16 protein-coding genes are annotated in these 16,824 nt (G+C 69.6%); 6 read left to right on the top strand and 10 right to left on the bottom strand.

Features of this window, described 5'->3' with window-relative positions; genetic code table 11:
* Positions 1 to 3: 3 nt before the first annotated feature.
* The 8 genes from G3580_RS17400 to G3580_RS17365 all read right to left on the bottom strand — a co-directional run bounded on the left by G3580_RS17400 (position 4) and on the right by G3580_RS17365 (position 7,864).
* Entirely contained in the window at positions 4 to 2,793 is a 2,790-nt protein-coding gene (locus tag G3580_RS17400) for a type VI secretion system Vgr family protein (protein WP_173767637.1), read from the bottom strand.
* A gap of 186 nt (positions 2,794 to 2,979) precedes the next feature.
* The gene (locus G3580_RS17395; RefSeq protein ID WP_228720706.1) at positions 2,980 to 3,312 is read right to left on the bottom strand and encodes a DUF2149 domain-containing protein; all 333 of its coding nucleotides are present in this window, start codon (positions 3,310 to 3,312) and stop codon (positions 2,980 to 2,982) included.
* Positions 3,309 to 3,797 (bottom strand): MotA/TolQ/ExbB proton channel family protein, encoded by a 489-nt coding sequence (locus tag G3580_RS17390; protein WP_173767636.1) that lies wholly within the window; start codon positions 3,795 to 3,797, stop codon positions 3,309 to 3,311. The genes G3580_RS17395 and G3580_RS17390 overlap by 4 nt, the downstream gene beginning before the upstream one ends.
* Complete coding sequence (locus G3580_RS17385; RefSeq protein ID WP_173767634.1) at positions 3,794 to 4,522, bottom strand: tetratricopeptide repeat protein; 729 nt, start codon at positions 4,520 to 4,522, stop codon at positions 3,794 to 3,796. Before G3580_RS17385 ends, G3580_RS17390 begins: the two co-directional genes overlap by 4 nt.
* A gap of 145 nt (positions 4,523 to 4,667) precedes the next feature.
* Positions 4,668 to 5,303, bottom strand: a complete 636-nt coding sequence (locus tag G3580_RS17380) for a response regulator (RefSeq protein ID WP_228720705.1) — start codon at positions 5,301 to 5,303, stop codon at positions 4,668 to 4,670.
* Positions 5,272 to 6,696, bottom strand: coding sequence for a HAMP domain-containing sensor histidine kinase (locus tag G3580_RS20295; RefSeq protein ID WP_173767631.1), 1,425 nt, complete (start codon positions 6,694 to 6,696; stop codon positions 5,272 to 5,274). The genes G3580_RS17380 and G3580_RS20295 overlap by 32 nt, the downstream gene beginning before the upstream one ends.
* Positions 6,697 to 6,717: 21 nt before the next feature.
* Positions 6,718 to 7,230 (bottom strand): SRPBCC family protein, encoded by a 513-nt coding sequence (locus G3580_RS17370; RefSeq protein WP_173767629.1) that lies wholly within the window; start codon positions 7,228 to 7,230, stop codon positions 6,718 to 6,720.
* Positions 7,231 to 7,390: 160 nt separating this feature from the next.
* Positions 7,391 to 7,864 (bottom strand): SRPBCC family protein, encoded by a 474-nt coding sequence (locus G3580_RS17365; protein WP_173767627.1) that lies wholly within the window; start codon positions 7,862 to 7,864, stop codon positions 7,391 to 7,393.
* A gap of 119 nt (positions 7,865 to 7,983) precedes the next feature.
* On the opposite strand from G3580_RS17365, the gene G3580_RS17360 reads away from it, so the two are divergent.
* Entirely contained in the window at positions 7,984 to 8,403 is a 420-nt protein-coding gene (locus tag G3580_RS17360; RefSeq protein ID WP_217424525.1) for a hypothetical protein, read from the top strand.
* 22 nt (positions 8,404 to 8,425) lie between these two features.
* Here the strand turns inward: G3580_RS17360 and alr are convergent, their stop codons facing one another.
* Positions 8,426 to 9,502: an alanine racemase gene (alr, locus tag G3580_RS17355; protein WP_173767623.1), complete on the bottom strand. Its 1,077-nt coding sequence runs from the start codon at positions 9,500 to 9,502 to the stop codon at positions 8,426 to 8,428.
* Positions 9,499 to 10,809 (bottom strand): D-amino acid dehydrogenase, encoded by a 1,311-nt coding sequence (locus G3580_RS17350; protein WP_173767621.1) that lies wholly within the window; start codon positions 10,807 to 10,809, stop codon positions 9,499 to 9,501. Before G3580_RS17350 ends, alr begins: the two co-directional genes overlap by 4 nt.
* A gap of 130 nt (positions 10,810 to 10,939) precedes the next feature.
* Between G3580_RS17350 and G3580_RS17345 the strand changes: the two genes are divergently transcribed.
* The 5 genes from G3580_RS17345 to G3580_RS17325 all read left to right on the top strand — a co-directional run bounded on the left by G3580_RS17345 (position 10,940) and on the right by G3580_RS17325 (position 16,801).
* Positions 10,940 to 11,407 carry a winged helix-turn-helix transcriptional regulator gene (locus G3580_RS17345; RefSeq protein WP_173767619.1) on the top strand — a complete coding sequence of 156 codons (468 nt, stop codon included), beginning with the start codon at positions 10,940 to 10,942 and terminating at the stop codon, positions 11,405 to 11,407.
* Between the two features lie 213 nt (positions 11,408 to 11,620).
* Positions 11,621 to 13,936, top strand: coding sequence for an ABC transporter substrate-binding protein (locus G3580_RS17340; protein WP_173767618.1), 2,316 nt, complete (start codon positions 11,621 to 11,623; stop codon positions 13,934 to 13,936).
* A gap of 176 nt (positions 13,937 to 14,112) precedes the next feature.
* A complete protein-coding gene (locus G3580_RS17335; protein WP_173767616.1) occupies positions 14,113 to 14,946 on the top strand; it encodes a CmcJ/NvfI family oxidoreductase in 834 nt (277 codons plus the stop codon).
* 116 nt (positions 14,947 to 15,062) lie between these two features.
* On the top strand, positions 15,063 to 15,494 hold the full coding sequence (locus G3580_RS17330; RefSeq protein WP_173767614.1) for a PaaI family thioesterase: 432 nt from the start codon (positions 15,063 to 15,065) through the stop codon (positions 15,492 to 15,494).
* Positions 15,495 to 15,682: 188 nt separating this feature from the next.
* Positions 15,683 to 16,801: an FUSC family protein gene (locus G3580_RS17325; protein WP_228720704.1), complete on the top strand. Its 1,119-nt coding sequence runs from the start codon at positions 15,683 to 15,685 to the stop codon at positions 16,799 to 16,801.
* The last annotated feature ends 23 nt before the right edge of the window (positions 16,802 to 16,824 follow it).

Genomic DNA, 16,824 nt, shown 5'->3' with positions numbered 1-16,824 from the left:
CCCTTACGCGCCGATGAATGCCTTGATGGAGGCCTTCAGATCGTCAAATGAATAGGGTTCGGGGTCGCGGGAGATATCGGGATTCTCGTATTCGACCGTGTGCTTGCCACCCTCCGGCACATCCTCCAGATGGGCGTAGCCGTTGGCGTCGAGCGTGCCGCGACGCGAAGAGCCGTCGGCAAAGGTGACGAGATAGCGGGTGTGCTTGATCGGTTGCGCCTCCCAGCCGCGCAGCTCCAAATCGAGCCAGTTGGGCTCTCGTCCGATACGGCCGGTGGGCAGATCGTCGACCTTTGCGGGCACCCGCCCCGGCCCCTCGAACGCATTGCCCGCTCCCTTCACCGAGAACGTCCCCGGACACGCGAAGGTGATGTCCCCGCCCTTGAGCGTCACCGAACTCTGCCCCGCCTTGAGCACGATGGTGTCTTTCGCGAGGATGTGGATCTCGTCGTTCGAGCTGGTGACGGTGACCGACTCGTCGGCGAGAATTTCCATCTCGTCGGTGTGGGCCTGGATCGTGTGGCTGCCGGCGGCGGCGATGGATTTGATGCCGCCCGAGTGGGTGAACAGGCTGGCGGCTTCGCCGGCGGTGGTGGCGTATGTCTTTGCGCTTGCGATGTGCAGGTCTTCGTGCACGGTGGCGTGCACATGCTGGCTGGCGAACAGGACGGTGCTGGCGGGGGTGGACAGGCCGATGTCGTCGGGCCCCTCGGTGACGAGGGTGGGCGTGGCGAAGCGTTCGGTGGGCTCGCCCGGGGTGCGGCTGCCGGGTTGGGCCTTTTTGGCTTCCTGCCCGCCGACGCTGCCGTCGAACGTGCCGTCTTTGGCCGGATCGAGGCTGTCGATGAATTCGGTCTGTTGCTTGTTGGCGTTCAGTGCCAGGGCACCTTGCGCGGATGCGGCCTCGGACAGTGCCTGGGCGGTGCGCTCGGCGGCGCGCAGTTGGCCGACGGCTTCGGCCACGTCCATCTGGGTGCCGGTGGCGTTCTGGCGGGCGGTGGCGCTGATGAGGAGGCCTTCGCCCGCGCGCACGGCGAGCCAGCCGTCGGTGCGCAGCTCGAAGCCGGTGCCGCGCCAGGGGCCGCGGTGGGCGCCGTCGAGGCGCTGGTCGATGAGGTGACCCAAACCCAATTGCGCTTCGGTCTCGCTGGTGGCCAGTCGAGTGCGCAGTTGGCCGGGGGCGTCGTCGGTGAGCCACTGATTCACCCCCGCCTCATGATTGTGGCTGTGCCAGCCGCTGACGGTGCCGGGGTGGTTGGCGCCCGAGTCGACGCCGGCGCTGAACGGGGGCAGGTCGTCCCCGTTGTAGAGCTGGCCGACGATGATGGGGCGGTCGATGTCGCCGTCGATGAAGTCGACCAGCACCTCGGTGCCGATGCGCGGCAGGAAGTGACTGCCCCAGTTGGGGCCGGCGAGCCATTCGGCGACGCGCACCCAGGTGCCCGAGCCCGCATCGCCCGGGGCGTTGCCCTCGGTGTCCTGGCTGCCGGTGTCGGTGAGCCCGCCGCGGTTGGGTGCGCTGCCGCGCTGCCACGGATACTGGATCTTCACCCGGTGGTCCCGGTCGGTGGTGAGGGCCGCCTCGGGGTGGCCGACCACCAGGGCGCTTTGCGGGCCGACGCGCGGAGGGGCGATGGGCAGCGGCACCACCGGGGCGCTGGCGTGCTGGAGCACGAAGCGGTTGCGGTAGGTGCCGTGTTCCAGGTCGGTGTTCTTCAGCAATTCGGCCGCGTCGGCGCCCAGGTTGTTGGCCGCATGGTGTTCGACGCTCAGCACGCGCAGGGTCGCTTCGTCGCCGCGGTACTGGTCGTGCTCGAGGAGCGTGAAGGTGGTCCCTTCGGCCATCCGGCGCACGGCGCCTTCGCCGGCCAGGCGCCGGTGTTCGGACTCGAAGGCGCTGAGCAAGAGATCGGTGCGCAGGCGCGCGGCCTCGGCGTCCTCGAAGCGGTAGGCGCTGCTCGCGTCGTAGATCTCCAGCGGCGGCACCTCGCCCATGTCCAGGGCGCTGAGCGCCTGTGCGCCGGTGGCGGTGAGTTTCTTGTAGTCCCAGCTGCTGCGGGTGACGGCGTTGGGCACCACCTGGGTGATGTCGCGCAGCGTTTGGATGCTGTCCTCACGCTCCGGTGCGTCGTTGCGATGGAAGCGGATCGTCGCCTGAGCGCACGCGGGGGCGTCGGCCTCGCGATCGAAGATCACCCATCGGTGCCGCGCGTGCGTTGCCTCGTCCCCGGCCGCCGCGCTCTGGTCGTGTTCGAAACGCCACGACAGGCCCTCCTCGGCCAGCAGGCGGCGCAGGAAGTCGAAATCGGTTTCGCGGTACTGGGTCACGCGGCTGTAGCGGCGCAGGGGCTGGGTGAGCTCGGCGCGCCAGTCGGCCATCGGGTAGTCGGCGAAGAGGGCCTCGGCGATGCCGAGCACGTCCAGATCCTGGAACTGGAAGCAGTCGCGGCGCTGGGCGCAGAAGGCGAGCCAGGGTTCGATGATCAGCCGGTAACGGGCCAGACCGCCGTCGGCGCCCAGGTTCAGGGCCTCGGTCACATGGCCGTGCCAGTGGCGCAGCGTGCCGTCGGCCTGCCGCAGGCGCAGGGTGACTTCCTCGCCCAGCAGCGTCTTGAGTTCGAAGTGGGCGTTGCCCGACAGGCAGTCGACCTCGAAGCGGAACAGTTCGCTGATGGCCTCGCGGCCGCTGAAGCGCTCGACCACCAGCGCCGCGTCGGGCAGGGCCGTGTCGATGCGCACCAGACGGGCGTGTTGCGACAGGGGGGCGTCGAACAGGTGGCGAAGTGAGGGCATGGGTCGCGCGTCTTGAAAAATGACGGACGATTATAGTCGCCTAGGCTTGCTATTCCAATAACATAGAGCGCAGTGCGGCGACGTCCTCGCGTCCGCGGAGCGGGCGGGCCAGGCGGCCGGTCGCAGTCGTCGACAAAAAAACGCCGCCCGCGGGCGGCGCATCAAGAGGCAGGCACAACGCAACCGTCAGTGGCGGCCGGCAGGCGCCTCGGGGACATACACCATCGATCCGTCCTGCATCCGGTAGGCGATGCCGGCGCGCACGCCGCCGCCGGCGCCGCCGCTGCCGTCGGCCTTGAACCGTTCGATCTTCTCGCCGTCCTTGACCACCAGTTCCATGTCCGGGGCGCCGGGGTTGCGGATGACGGTGACCTGGTCGGCGCCGTAGGGCGACAGGGGGCTGTTGGCGACGGTGAGCAGCAGCGCCGCGATGAGGACGAGGAAGACGTCGATGAGGTTCACCACCGAGAGGATGGGGTCCTCGTCGTGGGCGTCGTCGAGCAGGCCGCCGCGCATCATGGGGCCTCCCGGCGCAGGCGTTCGATCTGCGCGAGGTCGGCGGCGTACCAGCGCCGGCGCACGTTGAGCACGGTGTAGGTGACCGAGGCGGCGATGAGGGCGAGGATGACCGCCGAGAAGGCGATGGCCAGGGCCTGGGAGACGTCGGCGAGCTGGCCGTTGCCCAGCGCGCGCAGGGCCGGGCCCATGGGGATCATGGTGGCGACGAGGCCGAGCATGGGGGCCACGCGGGTGGCGATGCGCGCGGTGTCGAGGCGTTGCAGGGCGATGAGTTCGAGATCGGCTTGGCTCAGCTGCGGCGCGGCGCGCCAGGCCTGGACGAGTTCGAAGCCGGCGCCGCGCCGCGCGCGCCGCTGCCCGCTCTGCCACAGGAAGGCGCCGAGGCTGACGCAGGCGTAGGCGAACAGCAGGGCGATGGCGCACAGCACCGGGGCGAGGAACAGCTGCCCCAGGTGGTACATGGTGGTGTCGAGCGCGGCGATCATGCGGACGCCTCTGCGCGGCGGGGCCAGGCGCGATACACGGCGCCCGAAATGACGAGGGCGGCGAGCAGGGCGACGATGCGGCCCATGGGGGTGGCCGGCGCGGGGGCGACCGGCGGGGTGTCCACCGGCGCGAGCTTCTGCCCCTGCGGGCCCTGGGCGGCGAGCTGGCCGGCCACCGAGCGGCCCTGCAGGTCGCGGTCGGCGGTGTGGTTGCCGGTCTCGAGAAAGTGCTGGGCGTCGGGGTCGCCTTCGGCGGCGGCCTCGCGGAACCACTTCATGGCTTCGGCCTCGTCGCGCTTGACGCCCTTGCCCAGGTACAGGGCGGTGGCCCAATGCAGCTTGCCGAGGGTGGCGTAGTCGGTGTCGTCGCTGTGGGCGGCGCGGCGCATGAGTTCGGCGGCAGCGGCGTCGTCGCGCTCGACCGCTACCCCCGATTCGAGCATCAGTGCCTTCCAGATCATGGCGCCGACGAAGCCGGCGTCGATGCACTTGTCGAAGATCGCCATGGCGGTGGCATGGTCGCCGCACTTTTCCGCCCAGTAGCCGTAGGCGCACATGGTGCTGCTGGCGGGCTGATGCACCCAGTAGTCCATCGACAGGTCGCTGACCTCGCCGTTTTCGTTGGGCGGACCGCCGCAGGAGGTGGGCGGGATGAGGGCGTGGGCGGGTGCGGCCAGCGCCAGCGTGGCGGCAAGGGCGGCGGCGCGGATCAGGGGGGCGGGCATGGGACGGCTCCATCGGGCGTGACGCCGTCATCTTGGCCATCGTGGCGGGCGCCGTGAACCGCCCGGGGGCGCTTCGGGCAGATTGCCCCGCCCGCGGCGGGCGGAACCCCCGCCGGACGTCAGCGCCGATGGGGCGGGGCGCCGGTCAGGTGCTCAGCCCACAGCGCGCGGCGATGCGCGCCAGCTCCATGTCGTTCTTCGCGCCGACCTTGCTCTTGATCTGGTAGTGGCAGTTCTGCACCGTCTTCGGGCTGATCGACAGGCGCTGGCCGATGGCCTCGTGGCTGTGGCCGTCGAGCAGCAGGCGCAGCACCTCGAACTCGCGTGGCGACAGGTCGCGCAACGGGTCGGGGGCCTCGTCGAGCAGGGCCATGGCCAGCTCGGGGGCGATGTCGGGGCTGATCATGCGTGCCCCGGAGGCCACCTTGTAGACCGCCTGCACGAGCACGTTCGGTTCGCTGCTCTTGGTCACGTAGCCGAGCGCGCCGGCCTTGAGCGCCTGGGCGGCGAAGAGCGGCTCGCGGTGCATGGAGAAGGCGAGGATGCGGGCATTGGCGTCGCGCGCGCGCAGGCGGCCGATGAGCTCGACGCCGCCCATGTCGGGCAGGGCGAGGTCGAGCACCACCACGTCGGGGCCGTGCTCGCGGAACGCGTTCAGCGCCTCGCCGGCGGTGCCGGCCTCGGCGACGATATGCAGGTCGCCGCGGCGCTCGAGCAGGCGCCGGTAACCTTCGCGGACCACCGCATGGTCATCGACCAGCAGCAGGCGGATCATGCTCATCCCATTCCTCCTCGGGTTCGGCGGCGCGGTTGGGAAAGCGGGCGCACACCTCCATGCCGCGCGGGCGGCGCGGGTTCAGCGAAAAACGGCCGCCGAGGGCTTCGACCCGCTCGGTCATGCCCAGCACGCCCAGGCCGCTGCCGCGGGTGTCGCGGTGGTGGCCGATGCCATCGTCGACGATGCGCAGCTCGATGCCGGTCTCGTCGCGTTCGAGGCGCACCTCGATGTGTTCCGGTTCGGCATGGCGCAGGGCGTTGTTCAGGCCTTCCTGGACGATGCGATAGAGGCTGGCGGTCAGGTCGGCGGGCAGCTCGTCGATGGCGCCGTGCACCTGCAGGGTGACGGCGCAGCCGGGGCGGATGCGCTGCGCGCTGTCGGCCAGCTGCTCGAGGCTGGCGCGCAGGCCGAAGGCCTCCAGCCCCACCGGGCGCAGCTGGTGCAGGATGCGCTGCAGGTTCTCCATCATGGTGGCGGTGATGCGGCCGATGGCCGACAGCGAGGTCTGCAGCTCGGGCAGGCGGTCGCCGGCGTCCTCGGCGGCCACGCTGGCCTCGGCGCGGATCGAGGTGAGGCTCTGGCCGAATTCATCGTGCAGCTCGCGCGCCAGGCGGCGGCGCTCTTCCTCGCGCACCGAGAGCAGGCGCTGGGCGAGCTGGCGCTGGCGCCGGTCGGTGCGCTGCAGGCGCTCGGCCAGGTGGTCGAAACCTTCGGCGATGCGGCGCAGCTCGATCAGGCGCGGGCGCGGCATGCGCGCCGACAGGTCGCCGGCCTCGAGGCGGGCGATGGTGTCGAGAATGCGGTCGGTGGGGCGCAGGGCGCGGCGCACCGGCAGGTAGACGAGCAGGTTGACCAGCAGCACGCCGACGGTGATGGCCAGCACCAGGGTGAGCTGCGACCACACCTCGGCGGCCTCGCTGTCCACGTCCGGGGTGAGCACGAAGTCGCCCACCTTGATGCCCGGGTAGCGGCGGATGAGGCCGGCGAAGCGCGCCTCCGGCCCGGTCCAGCGCGCCAGCAGGGCGCGCACCCAGCCGGGCGGGTGGGAGGCGTCGGTGCCGAAGCAGCGGTGGGTCGGCGCGCTGCCGTAGATGTCCTGGATGGTGATGCACAGCTTGAGCAGCAGGCCCAGCTCGCTGAGCATGCCCAGCTGGAGGGAATCGAGCCGGCGGTCGAAGCTGGGGCGCTCGTCGTCGAGCTCGCGGGCGATGAGCTGCTCGATGGTGGCGCCGCTGCGTTTGACATGCTCGCGGATGCGCCGCGCCGCCTGGTCGAAGACCACGGCGCTGGCGAGCACGCAGATGAGGCAGGCGAACAGCGTCACCCGGATGATCAGGTGACGCTTGAGGTCGAAGCCGGGCGCGGCTGCCTGGGTGTGCTCAGGCGATGGAGTCATGCCGCGCCCTGGTGCAATGGATCAATGTCCGGCAGGGGCGAACTGCTTTTGCAGCGCCTCGAAACCGGCGCTGTAGATGCCGGCGATGGCGTCATGCGCATCGGCATCGCTCACGCCCTCCTTGGCCTTGAAGTGGCTGCGCCAGCTCACCCGGCTGCCCTTGCCTTCCGGGGTCACCTCCAGTTCGGAGACGTAGTCGGTCACCGGCAGGGGCGACTCGACGATGCGGTAGGCGTACTTGCGGTGGGCGTTGTCCTGCGACAGCTCTTCCTCGACGATGACGGCGCCGTCCTGGGTGGTCAGCTTGCGGGTCGCGCCCGCGTGGCCGGCCTTGCCCTTGATGATCTCGGTGCTGGCGATGACGGGATGCCAGTTCAGGTCGCCGAAGTTGCCCACCGTGTGCCAGACGGCGGCCGGCGGGGCCTTGAGCAGGGTCGATGCATCCACCGACAGGGTGCCGGCGGCGCTGGCGCCGAGGGCGAAGCCCGCACAGGCGAGGGCGGCACCGGCTTTTGCGATACGCGAGAAGGTCATGTGATGTCTCCAGGGATCTTGTGATTGGGGTGTCCGGGTCCGGGCGCGCACGCACGAACCGAGCAGACCCTTGGCATGGTGCCGTGCCCGCCCGCCTCTGGCGTGGGCGTAGCACCTGTCCAAAGCCGGGCAAAATGCCCGGTCGCATCCCCGGCCGGCGTCAGTGGCGGGTACCGCCGAACTTGTTCAGCAGGGTCTCGATGCCGGCGCGGTAGATGCCGGAGATCACGTCGAGCGCCTCGCCGTCGCTGACGCCTTCCTTGGCGTCGAAGCGGCTGCGCCAGGTGAAGCGGCAGTAGTCGCCGTCGGGCGTCAGCTCCATCTCGGAGACGTAGTTGTCCACCGGCAGGGGCGACTCGACGATGCGGTAGATGAGCATGTGGCCGGCGTCGTTCTGCCACAGCAGCTCCTCGTTGATGACCGCGCCGTCGCCGGTGGTGAGCTGGCGGATCGCGCCGATCGAGCCGGGCAGGCCTTCGACGATCTCGGTGCGGATGATGGCCGGATGCCAGTCCAGGTCGGCGAAGGTGCCGATCATCGCCCACACGTCGGCGGGGCTGGCGTGCAGGGTGGTGCTCTCTTCCACCGACAAGTCGCCGGTGGGGGCGAACTGTTTGAATTGGGCTGAGGTCATGGCCTTGTCTCCACAGGGTTCCGGATTCCAGTCATCGCGTGTGCGCGGGCAAGCGACGCTCCGCGCTTTCAATATAGCGGCCGGGCGCGGCGTCCGCGAGGCGGCCCGGACAGCGTATCATGCGTCCTGCCGGCCGCAAGCCGTCCGATTCACTGTGGTGCATTCCCATGTCCCTGAACGATCCCTTCGGCCGCCAGGCCGCCAAGCAGGCGCGCGATTACGCCGCGGTGGCACAGGCCCTGCGCGAGGCGGGCGTCGACTCGCTCGACGCGGCCGAGCGCTGCCTGGTCAACATCCGCCGCAATGCCATCGTGATGGTGTGGCTGGTGATGCTCTCCATCGTGCTGGCGGCCGTGATCCATCCCCCCGCGCTGCCGATCGTGCTGGTGTGCAGCGTGGCGGTGCTGCTCTGGGTCGGGGTCAGCACCCATCGCGGCCGCACCCATCTGCTGCGCTACATGGCCGACGAGCTGGGCGCCGAAACCTCCCGCGCGGCGGTCCGCCCGGACGCATCGAAGGACGCCGGCGCGGGCGACTGAACGCGCCCCGATAGGGGGGCGGTCAGGCGGGCGGCCCGTCTGCGTGGCGGAAGCCCACCCGCTTGACGTTGCACAGCAGCTCGTAGGCGATGGTGCCCGCGGCGCGGGCGACCGTGTTGACCGGCACCGTGCGCCCCCACAGCTCCACCGGCGCGCCCATGCCCGCCGCCGGCAGCTCGGTCAGGTCCACCATCAGCATGTCCATCGACACCCGGCCGATGAGGCGCGTCAGGGCGCCGTCCACGGCCACCGGCGTGCCGTCGGGCGCCGTGCGCGGGTAGCCGTCGGCGTAGCCCATGGCCACCAGGCCGATGCGCGTGGGCCGTTCGGTGACGAAGCGGCCGCCGTAGCCGATCGCCTCGCCCGCGGGCAGCTCGCGTACGCCGATGATGGCGCTGCCCAGGGTCATCACCGGCTCGAGCCCGTGGCCCTCGGCAGGCATCGGATCGGCCCCGTAGAGCATGATGCCTGGGCGCGACCAGTCGCGATGCGCCCGTGGCCAGCCCAGGATGCCGCCGGAATTGCACAGGCTGCGCGCGCCCGGCAGCTGCGCCGTGGCGTCGTCGAAGGTCCTGACCTGGCGCGCCGTGGCGAGCTCGTCGGGCTCGTCGGCGCGGGCGAAATGGGTCATCAGCGTGATCTCGCCCACGCCGGGCAGGCTGGCGAGCTTCTCGTGCGCCGCGGCGAAGTGCCCGGGCGCGAAGCCGGCCCGGTGCATGCCGCTGTCCATCTTCAACCACACCGGCACCGGGCGCGTCGGCGGATGCTGCTCGAACAGGAACACCTGGTCGCGGTGGTGCACCACCAGCCACAGGTCGAAGGCCTCGGCACGGGCCAGGTCGTCGGCGCCGAAGGCGCCTTCCAGCACCAGGATGGGGCCGCCGATGCCCGCCTCGCGCAGGGCCACCGCCTCTTCGACCACCGCCACCGCGAAGCCGTCCGCCTCGGGGGCCAGCGCGCGCGCGCAGGGCACGGCGCCATGGCCGTAGGCGTTGGCCTTGATTACCGCCAGGGCGCGCCCGCCGTGGCGGCTGCGCGCCAGCTGGTAGTTGTGTCTCAGGGCGTTCAGATCGACATGGGCGAAGGCCGGGCGGCTCAATGGGAACTCCGGTGGAGGGTGCCGAGACGATGGGCGAGGCCGTGGGACGACGCGGTGTCGTAGCGCTCGAGGCCCAGCCCGTCGGTGCGGATCCCGGGCGCGTGCCCGGTGACCAGATCGGCCACGAGCTTGCCCGATCCGCAGGCCATCGTCCAGCCCAGCGTGCCGTGGCCGGTGTTGAGGAACAGGTTACGCAGCGGCGTGCGCCCGACGACGGGCGTGCCGTCGGGTGTCATGGGCCGCAGCCCGGTCCAGAACTCGCCGCGCGCCAGGTCCGCCGCGTCGGGGAACAGCTCGCGCACCACCTTCTCGAGGGTGCGTCGCCGGCGCGGCAACAGGCGCAGGTCGAAGCCCGCCAGCTCGGCCATGCCGCCGACCCGCAGGCGGTTGTCGAAGCGGGTCAGCGCCACCTTGTAGGTTTCGTCCATCACCGTCGAGCGCGGTGCGGCGTCGGGGTCGGCGAGCGGCAGGGTGAGCGAGTAGCCCTTCACCGGATAGACCGGCAGGCGCAGCCCCAGGGGGCGCAGCAGGGCACGGCTGTCGCTGCCCAGGGCGAGCACGTAGCGCTCGGCGCCGAGCACCGTATCGCCCACGCGCACCCCGGTGATCCGGTGGCCGTCGCCGATCAGCGCGTCGATCCGTTCGCCGAAGCGGAACTGCACCCCCAGCGCGGCGGCTTGGGCCGCCAGGGCGCGGGTGAACAGGTGGCAGTCGCCGGTCTCGTCACGCGGCAGGCGCAACGCGCCCACGAACCGGTGCGCGACCCGCGCCAGCGCCGGCTCGGCCGCGCACACGGCGTCGGCATCGAGCAGCTCGTGGGGGACGCCGAACTGCGCGAGCACCGCCATGTCGCGCCGCGCCGCCTCCAGCTGGGCGCGGTGGCGGAACACCTGGGTGGTGCCCAGCGCGCGGCCTTCGTAGTCGAGGCGGATCTCCGCGCACAGGGCATGCAGGCACTGCTGGCTGTAATCGGCCAGGCGCATCATGCGGGACTTGTTGATCGTGTAGCGCGCCGCCGTGCATTCGCGCAGCATCGCCATCAGCCAGGCGAGCTGGAAGCCGCTGCCGTCGGGCCGGATCGCCAGCGGCGCGTGGCGCTGAAACAGCCACTTGAGCGCCTTGAGCGGGATGCCCGGCGCCGCCCATGGCGCGGTGTAGCCCGGCGAGATCTGCCCCGCGTTGGCGAAGCTGGTCTCCTGCGCCGGCCCGTCCTGGCGGTCGATGACGGTGACGCGGGCGCCCTGGCGGGCCAGGTAGTAGGCGGTGGTAGTGCCGATCACGCCACTGCCGAGCACGAGGACATCCATGGTTGATCTCCGAATCGTTGGTGGTTTCGCTATCCTATGGGTGAATACGAAGTGAAATTCACCAAATTCGACCCTCTCGGCCGGACCGCGGCCGGGGTTTTCCCCGGGCGCGACCGGGGGGAGGAGTGAAATGCGCGACCTCGATCGTATTGACCGCAAGATCCTCGCGCTGTTGCAGCGCGACGGCCGCATGACCATGACCGAACTGGCCGAGCAGATCGGCCTGTCCGCCACCCCGTGTACCGAGCGCGTGCGCCGCCTGGAACGCGAAGGGGTGATCACCGGCTACCACGCCCATGTGGCCCCGGCGGCGCTGGACCGCGCCCTGCTGGTGTTCGTCGAGATCAAGCTGGCCACCAAGTCCGAAGAGGCCTTCGACCAGGTGCGCCGGGAGATGATGTTCATCCCCGAGGTGCTCGAATGCCACCTGGTGTCCGGTGAGTTCGACTACCTCATCAAGGCCCGCATCGGGCGCATGGGCGAATACCGCCGCCTGCTCGGCAAGATCCTGCTCAAGCTGCCGGCAGCGGCCGAATCGCGCAGCGCGGTGGTGATGGAAGAGGTCAAGGAGACGAGCTGCCTGCCGGTGGAGCCTTAGGGTCGGTGCTCCGGCGTCGAGCGGCCGTGCCTGCGCCGATTGCCATGGTCATGGGTTTTGGCGTGTCGGAAATTCCACTCAGGATGGATCGGCCTCCTGCCGTAAAAAAACACCATGAATCAACGGACAAGACACGCATGCGGCATGCGCTCGACGGTCGCCGGCACACCGCTGGCATCCGCTTCGACGCCATGCGGGCATTCGGGGGGGCGCATGCGAGTCGTGCGTCTCCTGCTGTGCGTGCTGTTCGGATGCCTCGGGTCGAATGCGCTGGCCCGCGAGGCGGTTTCCGTCCAGTTGATCTGGAAGCACCAGTTCGAGTTTGCCGCCTTCTACGCGGCGCAGGCCATGGGCTACTACCGGGACGCGGGGCTGTCGGTCACCATCAAGGAAGGTGGCCCCGGCATCGATGCGGTCCGCGAAGTCACCCAGGGGCGGGCCGATTTCGGTGTCGGCACTTCGTCCCTGGTGGTCGAGCGCGCCCAGGGGGCGCCGGTGGTGGTTCTGGCGACCTTGATGCAACACTCGCCAATCGCGCTGCTGGCGCGGCGAACGGCCCGGATCGACAGCGTCAGCGATCTCGCCGGGCGCCCCGTCGCGGTGGACCCGCACAGCCGGGACGAAATCGAGGCCTATCTGCTCGCGTCGGGCATCAAGAAGGACCAGATCCGGTTGGTCGACCAGCCCGACTGGACCCTCGATTCCCTCGACCGGGGCCAGATCGCCGCCAAGGCCGTCTATGTGTCCAACGAGCCCTTCCTCGTTCAGGCACGGGCGCACGACTATCTGCTGCTGACGGCGCGTTCCGCGGGCATCGATCTGTTCGGCAACATGCTGTTTTCCAGCGAGGCGATGCTCAAGGCGCGACCCGAGGTGGTCCGCGCCTTTCGCGAGGCCACGCTCAAGGGCATGGTCTATGCGCTCGATCATCCGGGCGACATTGCCGAGCTGATCATTGCCCGCTACAACACCCAGCACAAAACCCGGGCGCACCTGTTGTTCGAGGCGGAGAAGATCCGCGAGCTGACCCGCCCGGACATCGTCGAGCCCGGTTACATGAGCCGCGGGCGCTGGCGCCACGTGGTGAGCGTCTATGCCAGCCAGGGCAAGATCGCCGCCGATTTCGACCTCGACGGGTTCCTCTACGACCCCAATCCCAAGCCCGTCCCGAGCTGGCTGATCTGGGTGGCCTTTGGCACCACCCTCGCGCTGGTGCTGTCCTGGGCCGTGCTGGCGCGGATGCAGCGCATCAACCAGCGGCTGCATCGCGAGGTGGCCGAGCGCAAGCAGGCGGAGCGGGCGTTGAACGCCAGCGAGGCGAAATATCGCGAGCTGGTGGAGAACGCCAACGCCATCATCATCCGCATGGATATGCAGGGCACCATCATCTATTTCAACGAAGTGGCCGAGAAGGTGTTCGGATATCGGGCCGACGACGTGCTGAACCGGGGCGTCGTCGGCACCATCGTGCCGGAAGTGGAATCCGGCACCCGGCGGGATCTGTCCGCCATGATCGAGGGGCTGCTCGAGGCGCCGGAGCACTACGGAGAAAACGAGAACGAGAACATCACCCGGGATGGCCGACGCATCTGGGTGCGCTGGTCGAATCGGGTCATCCGCGACGGCGCGGACCGGGCGACCGGTCTGCTGTCGATCGGCCACGACATCACCGCCGAGCACCAGCTCGAGCAGGAACTCGAACAACACCATCGCCACCTGGAGGCGAAGGTGGTCCAGCGCACCAGCGAACTGGTCACCGCAAAACTGGCCGCGGAGCATGCCAACCAGGCCAAGAATGAATTTCTGGCCCAGATGTCCCACGAGCTGCGCACGCCGCTGCATGCGATTCTCGCGTATGCGCGCATGGGAAGCCGCAGGAGCGCGAAACAGGACTTCGACAAGATCCCCGTGTACTTTTCCAACATCGGCGACAGCGCCGAGCGCCTGTCGCGGCTCGTCGATGACCTGCTCGATCTGTCGCGTCTGGAGTCCGGCGAGATCGCGCTGTTCGCGCAGACCACCGACCTGCGTCACCTGACCGAGCGGGTCGTCGAGGAAATGAGCGGCCTGCTGGCGGATCGCGGCATTCGGGTCGCGTGGGCCGACAGTCCCGGGCCTGCGGACACCCTGTGCGACGCCCAACGTATCCACCAGGTGCTGGTCAATGTGCTGGGCAACGCGATCAAGTTCTCTCCGCCCGGCTCGACGATCACCCTCCAGATTCGGGAAACGACCGGCAGTCGGCTGGGCGCGCCGGGCGAGGAACTGACGCTGGAGGTGCGCGACCAGGGGCCCGGCATCCCGCCGGACGAACTGGAAAGCATCTTCTGGCGCTTCACCCAGTCGAGCGCCACCCGCACCGGCGCGGGCGGTAGCGGCCTGGGGCTCTCCATCGCACAGGGCTTCATGCACCTGCACCACGGCGAACTGCTCGCCAGCAACAATCCCGACGGCGGCGCCTGCTTCACCCTCGTGTTCCTGCCCGCGAGCCGCGCCGTGACCCGCCCCGTTGCCCGGGCCGGACACTGACCCGCCTCCGGGACGCCGCCGGCGTCCGCAGCGTCACCCTGGCCGGTGACATGAATGCGTATTTCTCATCCATTCGATGCAAACATTCCGTTTGATCGGCTTGCGATACATCAAAAGAATAAGAGCTCTTGGCGCGATCTTCGCGCCAGTGAGCGTGTGTCATGAGGATGAGAATAATGCAAGCGATATCCGCATCCATGTGGGTCGATGTCCGCAGCTTCGTCAGCGCGGACGGACCCGCGTATCAGTCCATGGTGCCGCCCGCGGGCAAGCAGCCCTGGAGCAATGCGGTCTTTGCCGACCGCCCCGTTCCACTCGGTGATCTGCGCCGCTCGGCGAGCCGCGCCAGACTGGCGGCCGACGGCTACGTCCTGGTCGAGGGGTGCCCGCCGGTGCGCTTCGATGCCGACGTCCCGCGCGATACGGCGAGCTACGACGCCGAGATCATCGCCCTGGTGGGGCGTTGCCTGGCGGGAGACATTCGGGTCTTCGACCACCAGGCGCGGGAGCAGCACGGCCAGGCCGGCGCCGGCGGGATCGGGCGCGAGCTCGGCCGGTCGCGTCCGGGGGCGGTCGCTTATGCGCATGCCGATTACTCGCCGGCATCGGCCTGGCGGGTGATCCACACGGCGTTTCCCGGCGCGGCCGCGCAAGACCGCTTCCTGATCCTGAACCTGTGGCGCTCCGCCGACGACCCGGTCAGCGCCTTTCCGCTCGCGCTGTGTGAGCGCGCCTCGGTGCGTGCCGCCGACCGGGTGCGCTGCGAGCTGCGCTACGCCGATCGCACCGGCGAGTTTCAGCTGTTGCGGGGCGCGGATCATCATCGCTGGGGCTGCTTCCCGCGAATGCGGGCGACCGAGACCCTGGTCTTCGTGAGCTTCGATTCGGCCCACGAGGAAGATTCGGCCGTCTTTCACTGCGCCGTCGCCACCGATCCCTCACCGGAGGCCCGGCGGCGAAGCATCGAGTCGCGCTGCGTGGTCCGCCTTCGGCACTGGCGCACGCCGTGAGCACGGACGAATGCCCGGCATCGCGGGTGCCGTGGCCAGCAGATTCGTTCCGCGACGACACCTGTTTCCAGAACCCCTTGCCGCATGCGGCACCCGAAAACACGGAGGAAGCATCAATGACGCCGCGTGAAACCAGCCCGGAGAACGGCATTGACAGCGATTTTCGCCATCTGTCGAGCAATCCCATGGTGCGCATCGAAGGCGGGGGCGACGACGGCACGCAACCCGTGTTCTTCGAGGTGACCGAGCGCCATCTCAATGGCGGCGGCACCCTGCACGGCGGGGTGCTCGCCTGCGCGCTGGACAGCGCACTGGGCGAGCGCGTGTATCGCCAGGCCAGCCGCCGCGGGCGGGGCCCGTGCCGCGTCGTCACCACCCAGCTGGACATCCACTACTGCGAGCCGGCACTGGCGGGCGATCGCGTCAGCCTCGAGGTGTCGATCCTGCGCATGGGCGGCCGCCTGGCGGTGGCCGAAGCGCTGGCGAGCGTCGGTGAGCGCGTCATCGGCAAGGCGGTCGGGGCCTTTTACCTGAGCGGATCGGGGTGAAGGCCCGGGGCCGATCCCGATCGGGTGCTGCAGCGTCGGCCGTGTCCCGGGGGGCGTCGAGGGCGCATGGCGCGGCGCCTCCGTTTTTGTGATCATGGGCATTCCGACATCACGCTTCCCGCGCCGGCCTCGGGTTCATGGCGGGCGGGAAGGGCAGGTCAGCACAAGGGCGCCGCGAGCCGATGGGAATGGACGACTGGAAGGATCGACTGCGCTCGTTCGTGCGGGCGGAATGGCGCGCGCAGACCGCCATCCGGGCGAGTGATCGCCCCTGGCAGATGCCTTTTGCGGCGAGTCTGGCCATGGGGCTGCCGCTGTTGTTCGGCGCCTGGTTCAACCAGATGGCGCCGGCGCTGATCGGGTCACTGGGCGGGTTGGTGTTCCTCTACCTGCCGCGCACCGCGCTGCAGCATCGCATGGTCACGCTCATGGCCTGCGGTTTCGGCATGGTCGGCTGCTTCGCGCTGGGGGTCCTGAGCCACCTGCTGCCGGCGGTCATCATGCCGGCCCTGGCGCTGTGCGCCACCCTGGTGACCATGGTGTGCCGGGTGTATCGCCTGGGGCCGCCGGGCAGCCTGTTCTTCGTGATGGCGGCAGCCATCGGTGCGGATGCGCCCGGCACCCTGGCCCAGGTGCCCGAGCGGGTCGGCCTGCTTGCGCTGGGCGCGGTCGGGGCGGGCGTGATCGCGCTCGTCTATAGCGTGCTCATCCTGCGCATCCGCGACCCCCTGCCGGTGGCGCCGCTTCCGCCGCCCACGTTCGATTTCGTCGTCTTCGATTCGATCATCGTCGGTCTCAGCGTGGGGGTTTCCTTCCTGGCCGCCCAACTGCTCGATCTGCACAAGGCCTACTGGGTGGCGGTGAGCTGTCTGGCGGTGATCCAGGGCGTCAGCCGGCGCAGCGTGTGGGAACGACAGATTCATCGGGTCGTCAGCACCAGCCTGGGGCTGGTGCTGACGTGGCTGGTCTTCGCCTTGCCGTTCGACCGCTGGGGTTTCGTGCCGCTGGTCATGGTGCTGGCCTTCGTCATCGAGACCCTGGTGGTGCGTCACTACGGGTTCGCGACCGTGTTCATCACCCCGATGGCGATTCTGCTCGGCGACGCAACGAGCTTCCCGCTCGGGGATGCCTCCGCGCTCATTCAGGCGCGCTTCATCGACACCGTGCTGGGCAGTCTGGTCGGATTTCTGGGCGGGATGGCGATTCACAGCCAGGGCGTTCGCCAGGCCGTCGGGGCGCCGTTGCGCCGAGTGTTGGGGGGGCAGGGACCGGAAGGTGTGAAGCGCCGTCGCACAGTGGATCGATGACGACGATGCATGTCCGGGCGCGA

It is taken from the genome of Nitrogeniibacter mangrovi, from assembly GCF_010983895.1.
GTDB lineage: Bacteria > Pseudomonadota > Gammaproteobacteria > Burkholderiales > Rhodocyclaceae > Nitrogeniibacter > Nitrogeniibacter mangrovi.
This window is presented reverse-complemented; position numbering and strand designations above follow the sequence as displayed.